At 60.3% G+C, this 17,910-nt stretch carries 14 protein-coding genes; 10 read left to right on the top strand and 4 right to left on the bottom strand.

Translation table 11 applies throughout. The features are described from left to right. Positions 1-85 precede the first annotated feature (85 nt). A complete protein-coding gene (gene aspT, locus QTL94_RS18870; RefSeq protein WP_289802842.1) occupies positions 86-1,777 on the top strand; it encodes an aspartate-alanine antiporter in 1,692 nt (563 codons plus the stop codon). Between the two features lie 118 nt (positions 1,778-1,895). Continuing rightward, positions 1,896-3,614 carry a SulP family inorganic anion transporter gene (locus QTL94_RS18875; RefSeq protein WP_289802843.1) on the top strand — a complete coding sequence of 573 codons (1,719 nt, stop codon included), beginning with the start codon at positions 1,896-1,898 and terminating at the stop codon, positions 3,612-3,614. Positions 3,615-3,686: 72 nt separating this feature from the next. Here the strand turns inward: QTL94_RS18875 and QTL94_RS18880 are convergent, their stop codons facing one another. From QTL94_RS18880 to QTL94_RS18890, 3 genes are all read right to left on the bottom strand, one after another. Further along, positions 3,687-5,288 carry a bifunctional aspartate transaminase/aspartate 4-decarboxylase gene (locus QTL94_RS18880; RefSeq protein WP_289802844.1) on the bottom strand — a complete coding sequence of 534 codons (1,602 nt, stop codon included), beginning with the start codon at positions 5,286-5,288 and terminating at the stop codon, positions 3,687-3,689. 106 nt (positions 5,289-5,394) lie between these two features. Next, positions 5,395-6,588, bottom strand: a complete 1,194-nt coding sequence (locus QTL94_RS18885) for a porin (RefSeq protein WP_289802845.1) — start codon at positions 6,586-6,588, stop codon at positions 5,395-5,397. 264 nt (positions 6,589-6,852) lie between these two features. After that, entirely contained in the window at positions 6,853-8,661 is a 1,809-nt protein-coding gene (locus QTL94_RS18890) for a hypothetical protein (RefSeq protein ID WP_289802846.1), read from the bottom strand. 112 nt (positions 8,662-8,773) lie between these two features. Here QTL94_RS18890 and QTL94_RS18895 point away from each other — a divergent pair, with 112 nt between their 5' ends. The 5 genes from QTL94_RS18895 (at position 8,774) to QTL94_RS18915 (ending at position 13,689) form a co-directional block, all read left to right on the top strand. Next, positions 8,774-9,220 (top strand): potassium channel family protein, encoded by a 447-nt coding sequence (locus QTL94_RS18895; protein WP_065691267.1) that lies wholly within the window; start codon positions 8,774-8,776, stop codon positions 9,218-9,220. A 306-nt stretch (positions 9,221-9,526) separates the two neighbouring features. After that, a complete protein-coding gene (locus QTL94_RS18900) occupies positions 9,527-10,582 on the top strand; it encodes a septal ring lytic transglycosylase RlpA family protein (RefSeq protein WP_289802847.1) in 1,056 nt (351 codons plus the stop codon). 81 nt (positions 10,583-10,663) lie between these two features. Continuing rightward, the gene (locus QTL94_RS18905) at positions 10,664-11,860 is read left to right on the top strand and encodes a D-alanyl-D-alanine carboxypeptidase family protein (RefSeq protein WP_065691265.1); all 1,197 of its coding nucleotides are present in this window, start codon (positions 10,664-10,666) and stop codon (positions 11,858-11,860) included. A gap of 126 nt (positions 11,861-11,986) precedes the next feature. Next, positions 11,987-12,667 (top strand): dTMP kinase, encoded by a 681-nt coding sequence (gene tmk / locus QTL94_RS18910; RefSeq protein ID WP_289802848.1) that lies wholly within the window; start codon positions 11,987-11,989, stop codon positions 12,665-12,667. Further along, entirely contained in the window at positions 12,664-13,689 is a 1,026-nt protein-coding gene (locus QTL94_RS18915; RefSeq protein ID WP_289802849.1) for a DNA polymerase III subunit delta', read from the top strand. Before tmk ends, QTL94_RS18915 begins: the two co-directional genes overlap by 4 nt. Before the next feature lie 10 nt (positions 13,690-13,699). Here the strand turns inward: QTL94_RS18915 and QTL94_RS18920 are convergent, their stop codons facing one another. Further along, positions 13,700-14,497 carry a sulfite exporter TauE/SafE family protein gene (locus QTL94_RS18920; RefSeq protein ID WP_289802850.1) on the bottom strand — a complete coding sequence of 266 codons (798 nt, stop codon included), beginning with the start codon at positions 14,495-14,497 and terminating at the stop codon, positions 13,700-13,702. Between the two features lie 236 nt (positions 14,498-14,733). On the opposite strand from QTL94_RS18920, the gene metG reads away from it, so the two are divergent. The 3 genes from metG to QTL94_RS18935 are packed head-to-tail and all read left to right on the top strand — an operon-like array spanning position 14,734 to position 17,909. Continuing rightward, a complete protein-coding gene (metG, locus tag QTL94_RS18925; protein WP_289802851.1) occupies positions 14,734-16,284 on the top strand; it encodes a methionine--tRNA ligase in 1,551 nt (516 codons plus the stop codon). Between the two features lie 7 nt (positions 16,285-16,291). Continuing rightward, positions 16,292-17,074 carry a TatD family hydrolase gene (locus QTL94_RS18930; protein WP_289802852.1) on the top strand — a complete coding sequence of 261 codons (783 nt, stop codon included), beginning with the start codon at positions 16,292-16,294 and terminating at the stop codon, positions 17,072-17,074. A gap of 4 nt (positions 17,075-17,078) precedes the next feature. Next, positions 17,079-17,909 carry an MBL fold metallo-hydrolase gene (locus tag QTL94_RS18935; protein ID WP_289802853.1) on the top strand — a complete coding sequence of 277 codons (831 nt, stop codon included), beginning with the start codon at positions 17,079-17,081 and terminating at the stop codon, positions 17,907-17,909. Position 17,910 lies beyond the last annotated feature (1 nt).

Consider the following 17,910-nt stretch of genomic DNA (forward strand, 5'->3'; position numbering starts at 1 on the left):
GCGGCGGGCGCCGGAATAGCAAAAGCTGCCGGCGCCGCACCACCGACGCCGGCCCAAGGCACGCTCGTGGGTTGGGGGCATAGTCATGGTGTGGATTGAGCAAATTCTGGTCAAGTATCCTGAGCTCGCCGTGTTCCTTACAATCAGCCTCGGATATCTGATTGGTGGGGTGAAAGTCGGCGGGTTCAGCCTGGGGCCCGTCACCGGCTCCCTTTTCGCTGGCATTTTCATTGGGCAAGTCGCTGAAGTGCCGATCGCCGGAATGGCGAAGTCGTTCCTGTTCCTCCTGTTCCTTTTCGGCATCGGCTATTCCGTCGGGCCGCAATTCTTGCAGGCTCTCAAGCGGGACGGCATGAAGCCGGTCCTGCTCGCCGTCGTCGTCTGCGTGAGCGGCCTGTTCACCGCCATCGTCGTCGCCAAGATCCTCGGGCTTGACCCGGGCTTTGCGGCGGGCCTGGTTTCCGGTGCGCTCACGGAAAGCCCGGCGATGGGTACCGCGACCGAGGCGATCAATGCATTGCCGCTACCGGACGCGGATCGAGCCCGTTTCGTTGCACACGTGGCTGTTGCCGACGCCGTCTGCTACGTCTTCGGTGCGGTCGGAGTGATCCTCTTTTGCAGTCTCGTCGGCCCGAAGCTGCTGGGCGTGGACTTGAGTGCCGAGGCGCTGAAGCTGGAACGAGAGCTGGGGATCACCCGCACGACGGCCGGTGTCGCGTCCGCCTGGCGCAGATTTGAGGTTCGCGCGTACCGCATCGCCCAAGGTGCGCCCATCGTCGGCATGTCGATGGCGGCTGCGGAAGCCTCGTTCCCCGAACATCGGCTTTTCGTTCAGCGGTTGCGAAGGCAGGGCGCGATACTGGAGGGCTCATCGGAGATCCGGTTCGAAGCCGGTGACATAATTGCCGTGTCGGGATCGCGGGAGGCGCTGATCACCGTGCTCGGGCCGCGCGCCGAAGAGGTCGAGGACAGCGCACTGCTCGATATACCGGTCTCTGTGGCTGACGTTCTGGTGACGTCTCGAAATTTCGTCGGTCGGACGATCGACGGGCTGTCAAAGGAGAGTTGGGCACGGAGCCTCTATCTCCGCGGGATCACGCGTGGTGGCCAGGAAATTCCCTTGGCGCCGGGCGTGGTCATCGAACGCGGTGACATCATCCGTCTTGTCGGCCCTGAGAACGTCGTTTCGCAGGCCGCCAAGCAGATTGGGGTGGTCGTGGCGCCGACCACGACCACGGACTTTTTTGTTCTTGGGTTGGCGATATTCCTCGGTGGTCTTGTCGGGATCATCGTGACCGTTCCAATCGGTGACATGCGGATATCTCTCAGCACCAGCGTGGGCACATTGCTTGCCGGCCTGCTCGTCGGGCATCTGCGCACCCAGTTTCCGCTGTTTGGCAGAATACCGGATGCAGCCGTATCCCTCATGACCGCGCTTGGCCTCGCCGCCTTCGTTGCAATGACCGGGCTGCATGCCGGGCCCGTCTTCGTTTCCGCCATCGCTGAGGCGGGGGTCGGCCTGTTGCTGGGAGGCATGGTCGTCACTGCTGTCCCCATGCTCGTCGGCCTCTATTTCGGGCGTTACGTGCTGCGCATGAATCCCATTCTGCTGCTCGGCGGATTGGCCGGTGCCCAGACGATGACGGCTGGCATGGCGGCGGTCCAAGACAGGTCGGGAAGCAGCGTTGCCGTTCTTGGCTACACGCCGACGGTACCGATCGGCCACATCCTGCTTACGACCTGGGGAACCGTGATCGTCGGCGTTATGGCGGGATAAAGCGGCCGGTGCTGCGGACATTTGTCTGGCCGCCGCGCCATGCCGGGATTAGAATCATGGGCGCGTGGGCTGCGGCTGGCGCGCTTTCCGAGACGCCTTGATACGGAAAGAGAACATCATGCTTCGGTCATCAGATACTGCGCAGCCAATAGGGCCATCAGCAGGGACGCTGCGGCCGGATATTGTTGCGGGTCTGACGGCAGCGGCGGTCGTCCTGCCGAAGGCCATGGCCTATGCGACGGTAGCCGGTCTTCCAGTGAGCGTGGGCCTCTATACGGCCTTCGTACCGACCGTTGTCTATGGGTTGCTAGGAACCTCGCGCGTACTGAGCGTCAGTTCGACGACGACACTGGCGATCCTGACCGCTGCGGAACTCGCCCTCGTCGTTCCTGACGGCGACCCCGCAAAGCTGCTCACGGCCACTGCGACGCTCACGGCACTCACCGGCGTCCTGCTGATCCTTGCGTCGGCGTTGCGCCTGGGTTTTGTCGCGAATTTCATCTCCTCGCCTGTGCTGACCGGCTTCAAGGCCGGTATCGGGCTGGTGATCGTGCTGGACCAGATACCGAAGCTGCTTGGCATTCACTTCACCAAGGAAGGCTTCTTCCGCGATATTCTTAGTCTTTTGCAACACGTTCCCGAAACGTCGATCACAACGGTGCTTGTCGGCGCGATCGCACTTGTCCTGTTGCTATTCATGGAGCGCGCGTGGCCGCACTCGCCTGCGCCCCTCGCGGTCGTCGCCGGCGGTATCGCGGCATCATGGCTGTTCGGCATGAGCAATCACGGCGTCTCCGTCGTTGGCCACATCCCCCAGGCGCTGCCGTCGCTGACGCTGCCGCACGCCGACCTGATCAGACAGTTGCTGCCGGGCGCGATCGGCATCGCCTTGATGAGCTTCACCGAGACCATCGCCGCTGGGCGCGCGTTCGCAGATCAGTCGGACCCGCCGATCCGCGCCAACAGGGAACTGATTGCGACCGGTGCCGCCAACCTGTCCGGCGCCTTCTTCGGCGCGATGCCCGCGGGCGGCGGGACATCACAAACCGCCGTTGTGCGTGCAGTCGGCGGCCGAACGCAGAAGGCGTCGTTCGTGACTGCGGCCGCGTCAGCCGCGACGATGCTGGTACTGGCGCCTTTGCTCGGCCTCCTGCCGCAAGCGGTGCTTGCCGCAATCGTCATCGTCTACTCCGTTGGCCTCATTCAGCCCGCTGAGTTCGTCTCGATCCGCAATGTACGGAAGATGGAATTCCGCTGGGCCGTAGCGGCGTTCCTGGGCGTGCTTGTCTTTGGCACGCTTCAGGGCATCGTCGTCGCCATCATCCTCTCCCTGGTCGCATTGTCCAGCCAGGCCGCAAACCCACGTATCCATGTGATCGGCCGGAAGCGAGGCGGGGACGTCCTGCGACCGGTTTCGCCAGAGCACCCCAACGACGAGACAGTCGAAGGGCTGCTGATCTTGCGACCGGAAGGCCGGCTCTTCTTCGTCAATGCGCAGCATGTCGCAGACACGATCCGCGAGTTGGTCGTTCAGAACAAACCCCGGGTGCTCATGCTGGATCTGAGGGCGGTGTTCGATATCGAATATTCCGCGCTCCAGATGTTGATCGAAAGCGAACGAAGCCTGGCCGAGCGCGGCATCGTGCTCTGGCTTGCAAGCCTCAATGCGGATGTTCTCGACTACGTCAGGGTGTCAGGATTTGCCGAGCGGCTTGGTGAGAGCCGCATGTTCGCCTCGGTTCATGCCGGCATTCGGCACTACCAGGAGAGTGCGGTGCCCATATCCGGACGCTCGCCGCCGACGCCTGATGCCGAGGCACCTTCTGACGAGACCTGAAGCATTCGGATTGCAGAAATAGAAAGACCGCGTCCCTTGGAGGACGCGGTCTTTCTAATTCAGTGTCTTGCCTTACTTTTTCGATGCGTTGAACCGATCGACGTAACCACGTCCAACCGCACGCACGGCCCGGCCGATATCGTCATAGACGTCATCCGGCAGGTTGGCGAAGGAGACGCGAACGCTCCAGTCAGGCGCTTCAAATCCGCCGCCGTTCAGCAGCACGATCGAATGATCCTCTGCCAGCCTGTAGACGAGATCGAGAGGATGGACATGCTCCTTGAGCCAGGTCACCATATCCTCGCCGACATATCTGCGGAGCCAGAATTCGAAGTCGATCGTTCCGTAGTAGGCGGCGAAATTGGCGTTGGGCTGCAGATCGAGGGGAAGTCCCTCGAGAAGCGTGTTCACGCGTTTGTGGCAAATGGCCATGCAGGCCTGCTGATAGACCTTTTCGCTGTCGATCAGTTCGCTCATGGAGAACATGGTCATCATCACCTGCTGCGGCAGGGATAGCCCAGCGGTGTGGTTCAGCGCCACGTCGCGGCTGTCCGCAACGATGCGGTCGATCATCTTCAGCTTGCGTGGCTCAAGCGTGATCGAAATGTAGCGCTTGTCCAGCGCCTCCAACTCCTTGGCCGGAAGCTCCTTGAGGCGGTCATCGAGAATATTCTTCTCGTTAATGCCGATCACGCCGAGGCGCCAACCGGTGCAGCCGAAATACTTGGAATAGGAATAGACGCAGATCGTGTTGTAGGGCAGTTCCGCCATCAATGAGCGAAAATGCGGAACGAAGGTGCCATAGACGTCATCCGTCAGGAGGATGAGATCAGGCCGCTTGGTCTTCACCAGGGTGACGATCTTCTTCAGCGTCGGGGCATCGATGGCCATCGAGGTCGGGTTGCCTGGATTGACGATGAAAAATGCCTTGATCTTGGGGTCTTCGAGCTTCTTGAGTTCCTCGTCGGAGTACTGGAAGCGGTGTTCCTGCGTCGCGCGGATGTGAACGGCGTGGAACGCATAGTCCTCCAGTTCCGCAATCTCGATGTAGGGGGTGAAGATCGGGGTTCCCATGGCGATCGTGTCGCCCTTCTTGAGAATCCGGTTGGCCATCAGCGACTTGAAGATGTAGCACATTGCCGCAGTGCCGCCTTCGACCGCATAGAGGTCAAATTTTCCGACGGACTGATCGGCGCCCATCGCCCACAGGAGATAGCGGTGCGCGACCTGCTCTGCATGCACCAACATCCGATCCGGAACCGGGTAGTTGTCGCCGATGATCGAATCCGTCAGCTCGTGTACGAAGGCGTCCGCGTCGAAACCGAATGCCTTGACGCCGTGGTCGACGATTTTCGAAATGAAGGCCGCGCCCGGCTCGTCCGCATGCTTGCCGAGCCACGCCGTGAGCCTTGCCGCAATGCCGCTCATCTGTGGCATGCCGGCGAGACCGGCCACCGGATTGTCCATGGTGCGCCGGCATTCGGACAATGCAAACTGCCCGAACAGGAAGAAGCCTTCACGCGGCGTCGTCGCCACCCAGTTCGGATTGCCGCGTCCGGCATTGAGCAGGGCGTGCGCGGATCTCTGAGAGCTGCGCTTGGCAAGCTTCATCAACCCGTCCTTGATTTCAAACGGGCTCATATGCTCGTATTCGCGATAGTCGATCTCGGTCATGCTACATCCTCCCGTGATACGGCTTAAGCGCCGCCATGGTTGGCGGTTCGCTGCCTCTTCCAGTTGAAGGGTCCGTCGCGCCCGAACCTTTGAGCGCGAAACATCGCTAAAATTTCAGTCTGGCGCCTGCGAGCACTGCATAGCTGTCTTGGACGCTGGCGACTTCGTCGTCATACGAATAGGTGCGCGCGCCGACGTAGAGTTCGGTCTGGAGATAGTCGAGATTCTGGACGACCTGCACACCGTAGGAATCGCTATTGGTACCCTTGGCTTTGATGTCCTTGCCAAAATAGGCGTCGACGGAGAAGGCGGTCTTGCCGACCTCGAAGATATCCGTTTGGTAGCCAAGCTTGGCATAGCCGTAGCGGCCATCGATCGCTTCCTTGTCGGAATAACCCGCCGCAAGCGTCAGGCTAAGGCCAGTCGGCTGATGCAACAGGGAAACCGAGGCGTCGTAGATCGAGTTGCTGTCGCCCGGCCTCGAAAAGGCCAATGCGCCACTGACTTTGACGTCCTCAATCGTCTGGTCGTATCGCAAGGCGATGTCCCACACGGCGACGTCCGTCGGATCAGGTACGACTTGCGTTCCGACCGACGATGACACACTGAACCCGGCGAACGACGGTGTATCGTAGCGGAAGCGCAGTTTTCGGCTGAGACCGTCGTAGTTGGTGAAGGCGTCCTTGACGCGTATCGAGGAGAGCGTTCCATCATCCAGCCTCAGGAACGGCCCGCCAGCCATGTCGGAAATAAGCGAATAGCCTACGACGCTGGTGCCCGACAAATCGACTTCGGCGGTACCATCGGAGGCCATGCTACCCTGGCCGAACCAGAATTTCCCGTACTCCTTCGAGTCCATATAAACTTCCGCCTTTCGCAGAAGGTTGGCCTCCCAATCGTAGTGATCCTTGTTGAGCTGATTGACGCTTGTGGTCGAATACGGTGTCCATTCCCATTCGAGATTGCCGCCGACCGACCAGTTGTTCTCCATCTTGGTGGAGAACCGAAGACCAGCGCGCGTCGACGAGTTGCCGTTGTCGACCGGGAAGTAGTTGTCGGTGGAACCGCCGTCGTCATAGACCAGCAGGCCTTTGTTGATCTGACCGTAGAGCTCCACATAGGCGTTGTCGTCTCCGAGCCGCAGTTTCGGAATCCAATGCTCCTCGGCCTTGCTGGTCTCAGCCGGTTTGTCTGCCGGTTTCGCCGCCTCTTGGGCTAGAGCGGATCCGACGGGCAGGCACAATGCAAGAAGAGAATAAATCGGCGCATGCACGGCACTGCACTTTGCTCGTCGCATCATGTGTCCCCCAAGCGTTTCGTCAGTAATGGGATGAGCGTCGACGTCGCACACCCTGGCACCCCAAATGCCAAACCACGAATTCGACCTCGCCATCGCAATCACGCCGTAGCTACTGGACCTACGCTTCCCATATAGGCCGGTGCGGGCGAACAGGGCAGTAAGATACAGGCCATTTCCGGTATGATACGGTAAAATACCTCGCATCTACTGGTTGCGGTTTCGCTGCGGTGGATCGGCATAGCCTAATACGGGAGAAGGTTTCCGCTACTGTGTCGAAACAGGTGTGTCGGATGATGCAACAGGCGTGCCGGCTGCTCTCAGACCGGCGAAGAAGCGCTCCTGATCTTCCTTGCGTTGAAGCCGTATGGAAACTTCCTTGCGGATATTTTTCATGAGTGCCGGCGCATTGGCCTGAAGCCAGTCCTGCTGTTGCTTGCCTTCGTCGCGTTTCCCGGCCGCACCAAGGATCGATAGCAGCACGAGACGATGCATCGGATTATATTCCAGGTCGGACATGCGCGACCACAGTTCAGCAGCCTGAAGGTCGCCACGCATGAAGGCGCAAAGCGCCATGCCGACTTCGTAATATCCCTTGGGGCCGGCGCTCTTGTTTACCGCGCTCGACACCAGTTCGCAGCCGGACTGCCATTTCCCCGACATCGACAGTCGCAGACCGTATTCGCCGGCCACTTCCGCATCATTCGGGTTGGCGGCATAGGCGGCGGCGCCTGCGCGCAAGGCCGTGTCGATGTCATTCTCGAAGAAGCTTACCAGCATCAATGCCTGCAGGGCGCGCGAGTTCTGAGGGTCGATACTGATCGCCTTCTGAGCCGCTTCGACGGCGCGTTGAAGCGGGGCGGGAGAAGACGGTCGCCCAAGCTTGAACGCGAACCTGAACTCGTCGAGATTGGTCAGTGACAGCAGCGCCCAATAGGTCGCTTCGTTCGGATTGCGCTGCGTGGCCTTCTGCAGGCAATCCTTCGCAGCCTCATGACTGGTCGCGCTCATGCTCATGCGATAGCTGTAATATGCCAGCGTGCAGGCGTAACTGTCGAAGCTGCCGCTGGTTCGCTCTTGGGCGAGCGCACCGGCATCCGTTTGGAAGATGGTGCCATAGGGCTGGGCGACCGTGGTTGCGACACGCTGTGCGATATCCTCTTGAATCTCAAAGATTCCTTGCGAGCGCATGTCCCCGTCGTAGCTGTTTGCCCAGACAACGGCGCCATCGGCCGTGCGGACGAGACGGACCAGCGAACGAAGCTGGTTTTCCTCAAGCCGGACGCTGCCCTGCAGCGCATAGCGGGGCTCTTCGGTGGTGCTTTCGTCGGTCGCCGCCGGATTTGCGATGACAACGATATCCTTGAACTTCACGAGTTGCCCGATGACCTCGTCTCTCAGGCCTTGCGCCATATCGGACGTTGCCTCCGATCCGGCCCCATTCTGGAATTGCTCGACGAGGATTTTCGGAGGGCTCGCGTCCGTGACCGCTGTTGGGTGAGACGCACCTAGCATCGGCGCGAGCAAGGACGTGAGCGGCGTATGGGCGACTACCGCGAGTGCAGCGAGGAACGCGCCTGCCGGCAACGCGTATTTCACCCAGGAACGGCTGGGAGGAGTAACGAGCGGAGCCGGCGAGGGCGGGCGAGCAGCCGAACCAGTCTCCTTTGCCAAGACCGTGTCGGATAAAGGTTGCGGGCTAGTCGCCTTGCCGCTCTCAGCATAGGTGAACGACGGCACATAACCGCCTTTTGGTATTGTGACGACCACCCGATCGTTACGACCAACGATCAGATAATAGCGCTCCAGGGCTCGGCGCATCCGGCCCGCTTCGATGCGCACGACCGGGTCGTTTTGTGCATCGAATGACACGTTTCGGCCGAAGACGATATTGGCAATCGTGAACGCCTTCAGGAACTCCGAGCGTCCTGCCAGCGTCTCGTCCACGATGAATTGCAGGAACGCGCGGCCTCGCTGCGGAGAGTGAAACTCGGCGCTCGCAAATATCCGATCCAGCTGTTGGCGTATCTCCGCCTCAGTCGGTTGATCGGCACACGGCAGGTTTGCAAGTTCCATGGCTCCCTCGGCATAGAATTAAGCATTCCTAATTTGCTATTGTTATATATCGGTTTTATTGCAATAACAACCATAGGCCGCAACTGACGCGAGTTTCGGAGGGGCAATCGCGGTGATCCTTGTCGTTCTGATAGCTGCCAGCCTTTTGCTCGGCACGATCATCGTTCACGGCATTGCCGTGATAGTTCTCTATGGCTTTAGTCTGAAGCCGCTCGCCAAGGCTGCCGGCCTGTCGAACGCGATGCGGCTAGGTTACACCTACGTGTTCGTTCTCGGCTTTGTCGTTGCACACTTTATCGAGATCATGATCTGGGCGCTGGCTTATTGGCTGACCGGAGCGCTCGAGAATATGGAGGAGGCCGTCTATTTCTCGGCGGTCACCTTCGCCACTATCGGCTATGGTGATGTTACGCTGACGGGTCACTGGAGGATCGCCAGTGCCCTGGAGGGCGTCAACGGCATACTTCTGTTTGGCTGGACGACCGCCTTCCTTTTCAAGCTCTCAGGCATGTTGTGGTTTCCGGAGGGCTCGGCGCCTGAAGTCTCCGACCGGGAGTAGCGATGCAGAATTCGGCCGGCGACCGGCGAAATATCCATTCCTTTCGGTCGTCGCACGGATCGGGACTTGCGGTTCCTCGACTGAGAGCGGGTCGCCGCGTCCCATGTCGGGACGTGCGGTTATAGATCGTTAAATTAGCGGTTTATTAACCATATTAATTAGAATTGTCTCTATCTCGGCGAAAGTCTTCGCAAATTTGCCACGAACGCATCATGATTAAAGTCTCGTTAGGTTGATGGAACTAGGGGTGTCTTGCCCGCAAGGGCGGATTTCTTAACCATAACGGTCTTGAGCGGCGTGGGACATATGAGGCGAGACGGCGGGGCGATGTCATTTGCGACGGGAATGCGATGGGTAGGGCTGTCGCTGATCTGTGCAACGGTTACGGCATGTGGCACGGCGCCTGCGCCGACCAAGCCTAAGCACGGCAAGGAATATTTCTCTGAGAAGGAATATGGCGTCAAGGCGAGCCCGCGAGTCGCGACCGGCGACAATATCCCCAAGGGTGGCGGCCGCTACATGGTCGGCAATCCCTACACGGTCAAGGGTAAGATGTATTACCCGAAAGAGGATTTCTCCTACAACAAGGTCGGTATCGCTTCCTGGTACGGCTCGGCGTTTCATGGTCGGTTGACCGCTAATGGCGAAGTCTATGACCAGATGCACCTGTCTGCCGCTCACCCGACATTCCCGCTTCCAAGCTACGCCCGCGTAACGAACGTCGAGAACGGCTCGTCCGTTATCGTGCGAGTCAACGATCGTGGTCCTTATCATGAGGGCCGTATCATCGATCTGTCGAATAAAACGGCCGATATGCTGGATCTGCAGCACAGCGGCACCGGCAATGTGCGCGTCCAGTACGTTGGTCGCGCCCGCATGGACGGCCACGATATGCCGTATCTGATGGCCTCCTACGTGCCCAAGGGCAGCCGTATCCCAGGCATCAATCCCGGTGAGGGGCAGATCGCGAGCGGCGTCATGGTTGCCTCCAACAGCAAGCGCATAACTGCCGACGAGATCCAGACATTTGGCGGCTACGCGCCCACGCCGGCGTCCGTTCCTGTGCCGATGTCAGCGACCTCGTATGCCGGTTCGACGCCGAGCGCCAAGTACAATGCCGTACCGACGCCGATGGCGTCGCCATTCGCGACCGGTACGTCGCAGTCGTACGAGCAGATGGTTGTTCTCCCCGATATCGGCCCCGTTCCTTATGAACGGCCCTATGGTGGCGGCATGGCGATGGGCTATCAGGAAGAGATCAAGACCGTCACGGTTCCACTGGCTTTCGATGCCGTCATGGTGCGTAACGACGGGCTCACGCAGGATTCGATCCTCGCTTCGTTCAAGCGCCAGAAGCGGTAACGCTGGCGCCAGTAGTGCGGCGGTTGAACGCCGTTTATGTCGTCTCCCATGGGCAAGGTTGCCTGATTGGTGGGGTTGTTGATGCTGAAGCGTATGCTTCGTCTTTGTGCGTTCTTGTTGCCGGTTGCCGCGAATGCCGCGCCGGCTGCCAATGAGCCGGCGCCGGCCTTCGGCACAAAGGCAGCACAGGCCTACATGATCGAGGCGTCGACTGGCACGGTCCTTCTCGCCAAGAACGAACACCAGACCTTTTCGCCGGCGTCGCTTGCCAAGCTGATGACGGTCGAACTCGTCTTCGATGCCCTGACGAAAAACCAGATCACCCTCGACACGCAATATCCTGTTTCCGAGTATGCCTGGCGCACCGGTGGAGCGCCGTCGCGCACGGCAACGATGTTTGCGGCGTTGAAATCGAATGTGCGCGTTGAGGATCTGGCAAAGGGCATCGCCATTCAAGGCGCCAATGACAGTTGCATCATTCTCGCGGAGGGCATGAGCGGCGGCGAGCCGGCCTTTGCTGAAGCGATGACCCGCAGGGCCAAGACACTCGGCATGCAGCACTCGCTCTTTGGTAACTCGACCGGCCTTCCTGACGGGAAGAGCAAGACGACGGCGTTCGACATGGTCACGCTTGCCGTTCAACTCCAACAGGCCTATCCGAACTTCTATCCCTATTTCGCGCAGCCCGATTTCCAGTGGAATAAGATCTTCCAGCGGAACCGCAATCCGTTGTTGGGCTTCGGTCTTGGGGTTGATGGGCTCGCGACCGGGTTTGCCGAGGGGGAGGGATATTCCATCGTCGCATCCGCCGTGCGCAATGACCGGCGGCTGTTCGTGGCACTCGGCGGTATTGCTTCCGACAAGGAGCGAACCGAGGAAGCCAAGCGCATCATCGAATGGGGGCTGGGTTCATTCGAGAGCCGGCAGCTGTTCGCCGAAACCGAAGTCATCGGTGCGGCCAGCGTCTACGGTGGCGCCGAGCGCAACGTCGATCTTGTCGCGAAGGCCCCGGTCAGCGTCTATATCCCGGTCAACAATCCCGATCGTCTGGCCGCGCGGATTGTCTATCGCTGGCCCCTGATGGCGCCTGTGGCCGCCGACCAGTCTGTGGGCACGCTTCGCATCTTTGCCGGCAGCCGACTTCTGCGGGAGGTTCCCCTCTACACGAAGAACGCGGTTGAGGTCGGATCGCTGAGCAGCAGGGCCGTCGATGCGCTGCTCGAAGTCGGTGAATCGCTGCTCTTTTCCTGGCTCTGGAACAAGCCCGAGCCCACGTGATCGCCATATTCGCTGTTCATTGTGGGGCAACACACGGAGTTGACCCGCAAGCAGTTCCGCTCGTCGGCATCTTCCGCTAGATGTACGGCAGTGGCGGCACCGGCGCCGAAATGCAGGAACGTATTATTGTCATTCCATACTGGGTTGTTTGTTACATTTGAAGGCGGCGAGGGCGCTGGGAAATCGACGCAAATCCGCCTGCTGGCGGAAGCGCTTCGGGCGGCTGGGCACACCGTTCTGCTGACTCGCGAACCAGGTGGCTCCCGCGGAGCGGAGGCCGTGCGCCACGTGCTCCTGTCAGGCGCCGCGGAGGCCTATGGCACCCGAATGGAGGCAATCCTGTTTGCTGCTGCGCGTAACGATCACGTCGAGGAACTGATACGGCCGGCACTGCTGCGTGGCGAGGTCGTTCTCTGCGATCGGTTCATGGATTCTTCCCGGGTCTATCAGGGCGTGACCGGCAATCTCGAGCCGGAGTTCGTCGAGACGCTGCAGCGGGTTGCTGTAAACGGCGTCGTTCCTGATTGCACGGTGATCCTCGATCTGCCGGCACGTGCCGGTCTGGAGCGCGCGCAGAAGCGCGGCGCAGCCGGAGATGTGGCGCCCGACCGGTTCGAGAAGGAAGAGCTGGAAACACACGAGAAGCGCCGCGAGGCTTTCCTCGATATCGCCGCGCGCGAACCGGAGCGTTGCCATGTGGTCAACGCGATGCGCAGCCAGGACGTCATCTCTGCCGATATCCTGTCGATCGTCGAGCAGCTCCTTGCATCAGGAATAGTATCGAAGACAACGGAAGCGTCGCCATGAGTGACGAACGCCCCGGTCTGCTCGACGGCGCCATCTGGCCAGCGGAAAACACGAAGCTCTTCGGCCATGAAGATGCGGCTGCATTTCTCGCCCAATCCTACCACTCGGGCAAAAGCCATCATGCGCTATTGATCGAAGGGCCGTCGGGGATCGGCAAGGCGACGCTGGCGTTTCGTTTCGCAAATCACGTCTTGTCGCATCCGGATCCGGCCGGCGCGCCGGAGCTGATGGCCGACCCCGATCCGGGCTCGCCGGTGACCCGTCAGATCGTCGCGGGCGCGTCGCACAATCTCTTGTATCTTGCCCGACCGGTGGATGAAAAGACCGGGAAGCAGAAGTCGGCGATCACGGTCGATGAAGTGCGCCGGGCCGGAAAGTTCTTTTCCCAGACCTCGGGTACCGGAAATTGGCGCATCGTCATCATCGATCCCGCGGACGATATGAACCGCAGCGCGGCCAACGCCATCCTGAAAATCCTCGAAGAGCCGCCGAAGCGGGCGCTGTTCCTGCTGATTTCGCACGCGCCGGGCAAGCTCTTGCCCACCATCCGGTCCCGCTGCCTGCCGTTGAAGCTGTCACCGCTCGGGGATGAGGCGCTTGGCGCTGCGCTTGCGCACCTCGGCGTCCGGGTCGACGATAGCGACCTCCTTGCTGCCGCGAACGGCAGTGTCGGCGAGGCGTTGAAGCTCGTCAATTACGGTGGCGGCGAGATCATCGCGGCCTACAACGAGGTGCTGTCGTCGCAGGGACCATCGGCTCGAAAGGCGATGCATCGCCTCGCCGATGCGCTCTCGGGCAAGGAGAGCGACACCATCTTCGAGTTTTTCTCCGGCCATGTCGGCGATGATCTGATGGGCAAGGCACGAGCGGCCGCAATGGCGGGGCAGGTGGCTGCCGCGGAGCGGCTGTCGCGGCTCCATTCCGATATCATCGAGCGGCTGACGGTATCGGATGCCTACAATCTGGATCGCAAGCAGACGATCCTGAGCATCCTCGGGGATATCAAACAGCCTGGTCCCTGATCAGGCGAGATCAGCCCGCCAGCAGTTTCCAGGCAACGACGGCGAGTGTCAGAGCAAGCACGATGCGTATCGTACGCTCGTGGAGCTTCGGGGCGAGCAGGCTGCCGATGATAATGCCGGGGATGGAGCCGAGGAGCAGGGCCAGCAACATGCCCCAGTCGATCTCGCCGATCATCCAGTAGCCCATGCCGCCGATCAAGGTCAGCGGGACGGCGTGGACGATATCGGAGCCGACGATCTCGCGAACATCCAGCCTCGGGTAGAGGATCAGCAGGACGGTCACGCCAAGGGCGCCTGCGCCGACGGAGGTGAGCGTCACAAGGACGCCGAGCGCCAGCCCCAGCAAAACGGTGAGGATGGAGATCGTTGCCGGGCGCATCGGGCGCCGGTCGCCGATGGAGCGCTTGGCGAAGTCGAGCACCTGGCGCCGGAACACCAGCATGAACGCTGTCATGACCAGGAGCCAGCCAAGAGCGGTGGTGATCGTATGCGCGACTTCTATACTCTTGCGATCAACGCCCGCCATGAGCCAGAGCATCAGCAGTGCGGCCGGCACGCTGCCGGCGGCCAGACAGCCGACCACGCGCCAGTTGATGCGGCCGTGTATGCCGTGAACGGCGGTGCCCGCACTCTTGGTCACTGCGGCATAAAGCAGATCAGTGCCCACGGCAGTTGCCGGGTGTACGCCGAAGAGCAGCACGAGGATCGGCGTCATCAGCGAACCGCCGCCGACACCGGTGATTCCGACAAGCGCGCCCACGAGGAGCCCGGATAGCGAGTAGAGCGGATCGAAGCTGGATAGGGTCAAACGGTGAGCCTCGAGCCTGCGCGCGAAACGTTGCTGAGGGATGCCTGAAGTGTCACGTTGCTGTCACCCTGTCTTCTTTGCCTCTGCGTAGAATGCGAGAAAAAGCGAGTCAAGGTCGCGCGGGCTCCGCCCCTGAAACCGCCAACCGTTTCGAAACTTAATGTTTCGCTTCGCCGCCACATGCGCTAAGGAGCGGCTGATCGTTTTTATAGAGTTAGACGGATACGATGGCCGCCATGGCAGACAAGACTCCTTTCTACATCACCACCGCGATTTCCTATCCCAACGGTAAGCCGCATATCGGCCATGCCTACGAACTGATCGCGACCGATGCGATGGCACGCTACCAGCGGCTCGACGGCAAGGATGTGTTCTTCCTGACGGGCACCGACGAGCACGGGCAGAAGATGCAGCAGACGGCGCGGGCTGAAGGCATCACCCCGCAAGAGCTCGCCGACCGCAACTCCGGCGAATTCCAGGCCATGGCGAAACTACTGAATGCGTCGAATGATGATTTCATTCGCACGACGCAGGAGCGCCATCACGAGACCTCCCGCAATATCTGGAACCTGATGGCCGACGCCGGCGACATCTACAAGGATTCCTACGCCGGCTGGTACTCGGTGCGCGACGAAGCCTACTACCAGGAAAACGAAACCGAGCTGCGCGCCGATGGCGTGCGCTACGGGCCGCAGGGCACGCCGGTCGAGTGGGTTGAGGAAGCGAGCTACTTCTTCAAGCTCTCCGAATACCAGGACAAGCTGCTCGCGCTCTACGAAGCCAATCCCGATTTCATCGGTCCGGCCGAGCGCCGCAACGAAGTCATCTCGTTCGTGAAGTCGGGCCTGAAGGATTTGTCGATTTCGCGTACGACCTTCGATTGGGGCATCAAGGTTCCGAATGATCCCGAGCATGTCATGTATGTCTGGGTTGACGCCCTGACCAACTACATCACCGCGACCGGCTATATCGAAGACAAGAATGGCCCACGGGCGAAGTATTGGCCTGCGGACGTCCACATCATCGGCAAGGACATCATTCGCTTCCACGCGGTCTACTGGCCGGCCTTCCTGATGTCCGCGAACCTGCCGCTGCCCAAGCGCGTCTTCGCGCACGGCTTCTTGCTCAACAAGGGTGAGAAGATGTCGAAGTCGCTCGGCAACGTCGTCGATCCCGTCAATCTCGTGAGCCATTTCGGTCTCGATCAGGTGCGCTACTTCTTCCTGCGCGAAGTCTCCTTCGGCCACGATGGCAGCTACAGCGAAGAGGCAATCGGCACGCGCATCAACTCGGATCTTGCAAACGGCATCGGCAACCTCGCCAGCCGCTCGCTGTCGATGATCGCCAAGAACTGCGACGCCAAGATCCCGGAATGCGGTCCCTTGACCGACGAAGATAAGGCAATGCTGGCCGCTGCAGACGCCCTGCACGCGTCGACGCGTGAGGACATGAACAAGCAGCTGATCCATCGCGCACTGACGTCGATCATTGCCGTTGTGTCCGAGGCAGACCGCTATTTTGCCGGGCAGCAGCCTTGGGCATTGAAGAAGACCGACCCGGTGCGCATGGCCACCGTACTCTACGTGACAGCCGAGGTTGTCCGTCAGATTGCGATCATGTTGCAGCCATTCGTGCCTGAATCGGCTGACAAGCTGCTTAATCTCGTTGCGGCACCTGCCGACAAGCGGGACTTCGTAGCCCTTGGTGAAGCAGGCCGGCTCGTACCGGGCACGCCGCTCGAAGCGCCGACGCCGGTATTCCCGCGTTACGTCGCACCCGAGGCGTGAGACCGCCATGCTGATCGATACGCATTGCCATCTGGATTTCGGTGATTTCGAGGAGGAGCGTGAAGATATCGTCAAGCGCGCCCACGATTCCGGCGTCAAGCAGATGGTGACGATCTCCACGCGGGTCCGCAAACTCGACACTCTGCTGGCCATCACGGAAAAGTATCCGTCGGTGTTCTGCTCCGTCGGCACGCATCCGAACAGCGCGAACGAAGAACTCGACATCCAGACCGAAGACCTCGTGCGCCTTGCCAATGCGCACGAGAAGGTCGTTGCGATCGGCGAAGCCGGGCTCGACTACTTCTACGACACGCAGAAGCCCGAGGATCAGAAGACCGGCTTCCGCCGTCACATCGCCGCAGCCCGCGAGACGAAGCTTCCGCTGGTCATCCATAGCCGCAGCGCTGATGAAGATATGGCTGCGATCCTGACCGAGGAAACGGGCAAGGGCGCGTTCCCATTCATCCTGCATTGCTTTTCGGCCGGTCCGGAGCTCGCAAGAACTGGCGTGGAGCTCGGGGGTTACATTTCCTTCTCGGGCATCCTGACATTTCCGAAGTCGCAGGATCTGCGCGACATCGCCAAGACCATCCCGCATAATCGGCTACTGGTCGAAACCGACGCGCCTTACCTTGCGCCGAAGCGCTGGCGCGGCAAGCGCAACGAGCCGTCCTATGTGGTGAACACAGCCGAAGTCCTGGCTGAAACATTGGATGTCAGCTACGCCGAGATATCGAGGATCACAACGGAGAACGCATTCCGCTGCTTCTCGAAAATGCCAAGGATCTGACGCGGTGGCCTATCGGCGACGGTTCACCATTCTAGGCTGTTCATCGTCGCCCGGCGTGCCCCGGATCACCGGCGATTGGGGTGCCTGCGATCCGGCCAATCCGAAGAACCGGCGCACCCGATCGTCCTTCATGGTCCAGCAATACGATGACAATGGTGGCGTGACCACCGTTGTCATCGATACCGGGCCGGACTTTCGCGAACAGATGATTGCAGCGCGTGTCGATAACGTCGATGCGGTTCTCTACACGCATGCCCATGCCGATCATATTCATGGTCTCGACGATCTGCGTGGCTATTACTTCGGTTCGCAACAGCGCGTTCCGATCTATGCCACGCCGGTCACGATGGACCGGATCCGGCAGGGGTTTGGCTATTGCCTGGAAACACCTCCCGGCAGCAACTACCCGCCGATTGTCGAGGCGAGGATCATCGAGGATATCGGTGCGCCGCTTCGCATCAGCGGCGCCGGGGGCACGATCACGTTCCGGCCTCACATACAGCAGCACGGCGATATCGTTTCGCTGGGATTTCGTATAGGCGATGTCGCTTATTGTAGCGATATCAGTGATTTCCCGCCAGAAACTGTTGTAAAACTCGAGAAGTTGGACATCCTGATCATCGACGCTCTGCAGTACCGATACCATCCGAGCCACCTGTCGCTGGAGCAGTCGCTCGACTGGATCGAACGCCTGAAGCCGAAGCGAGCGATCCTGACACACATGCATACGCCGCTGGACTATGACACGGTGATGGCAGAGACGCCGGAGCACGTCGTTCCGGCTTACGACCAAATGAGCTTCGACGTCGAGTTGACCGAACCCGAAATCGCCTGAA

Source organism: Rhizobium sp. S96, from assembly GCF_030382195.1.
In the GTDB taxonomy this organism is placed as follows: Bacteria; Pseudomonadota; Alphaproteobacteria; order Rhizobiales; family Rhizobiaceae; genus Rhizobium.

What these genes read in the sequence shown, in the direction of transcription:
- QTL94_RS18930 (WP_289802852.1), top strand. Translation starts at nt 16,292, where the DNA reads ATGCTGATCGATACGCATTGCCATCTGGATTTCGGTGATTTCGAGGAG.
- QTL94_RS18900 (WP_289802847.1), top strand. Translation starts at nt 9,527, where the DNA reads ATGAGGCGAGACGGCGGGGCGATGTCATTTGCGACGGGAATGCGATGG.
- QTL94_RS18880 (WP_289802844.1), bottom strand. Translation starts at nt 5,288, where the DNA reads ATGACCGAGATCGACTATCGCGAATACGAGCATATGAGCCCGTTTGAA.
- QTL94_RS18915 (WP_289802849.1), top strand. Translation starts at nt 12,664, where the DNA reads ATGAGTGACGAACGCCCCGGTCTGCTCGACGGCGCCATCTGGCCAGCG.
- aspT (WP_289802842.1), top strand. Translation starts at nt 86, where the DNA reads ATGGTGTGGATTGAGCAAATTCTGGTCAAGTATCCTGAGCTCGCCGTG.
- QTL94_RS18890 (WP_289802846.1), bottom strand. Translation starts at nt 8,661, where the DNA reads ATGGAACTTGCAAACCTGCCGTGTGCCGATCAACCGACTGAGGCGGAG.
- metG (WP_289802851.1), top strand. Translation starts at nt 14,734, where the DNA reads ATGGCAGACAAGACTCCTTTCTACATCACCACCGCGATTTCCTATCCC.
- QTL94_RS18905 (WP_065691265.1), top strand. Translation starts at nt 10,664, where the DNA reads ATGCTGAAGCGTATGCTTCGTCTTTGTGCGTTCTTGTTGCCGGTTGCC.
- QTL94_RS18885 (WP_289802845.1), bottom strand. Translation starts at nt 6,588, where the DNA reads ATGATGCGACGAGCAAAGTGCAGTGCCGTGCATGCGCCGATTTATTCT.
- QTL94_RS18875 (WP_289802843.1), top strand. Translation starts at nt 1,896, where the DNA reads ATGCTTCGGTCATCAGATACTGCGCAGCCAATAGGGCCATCAGCAGGG.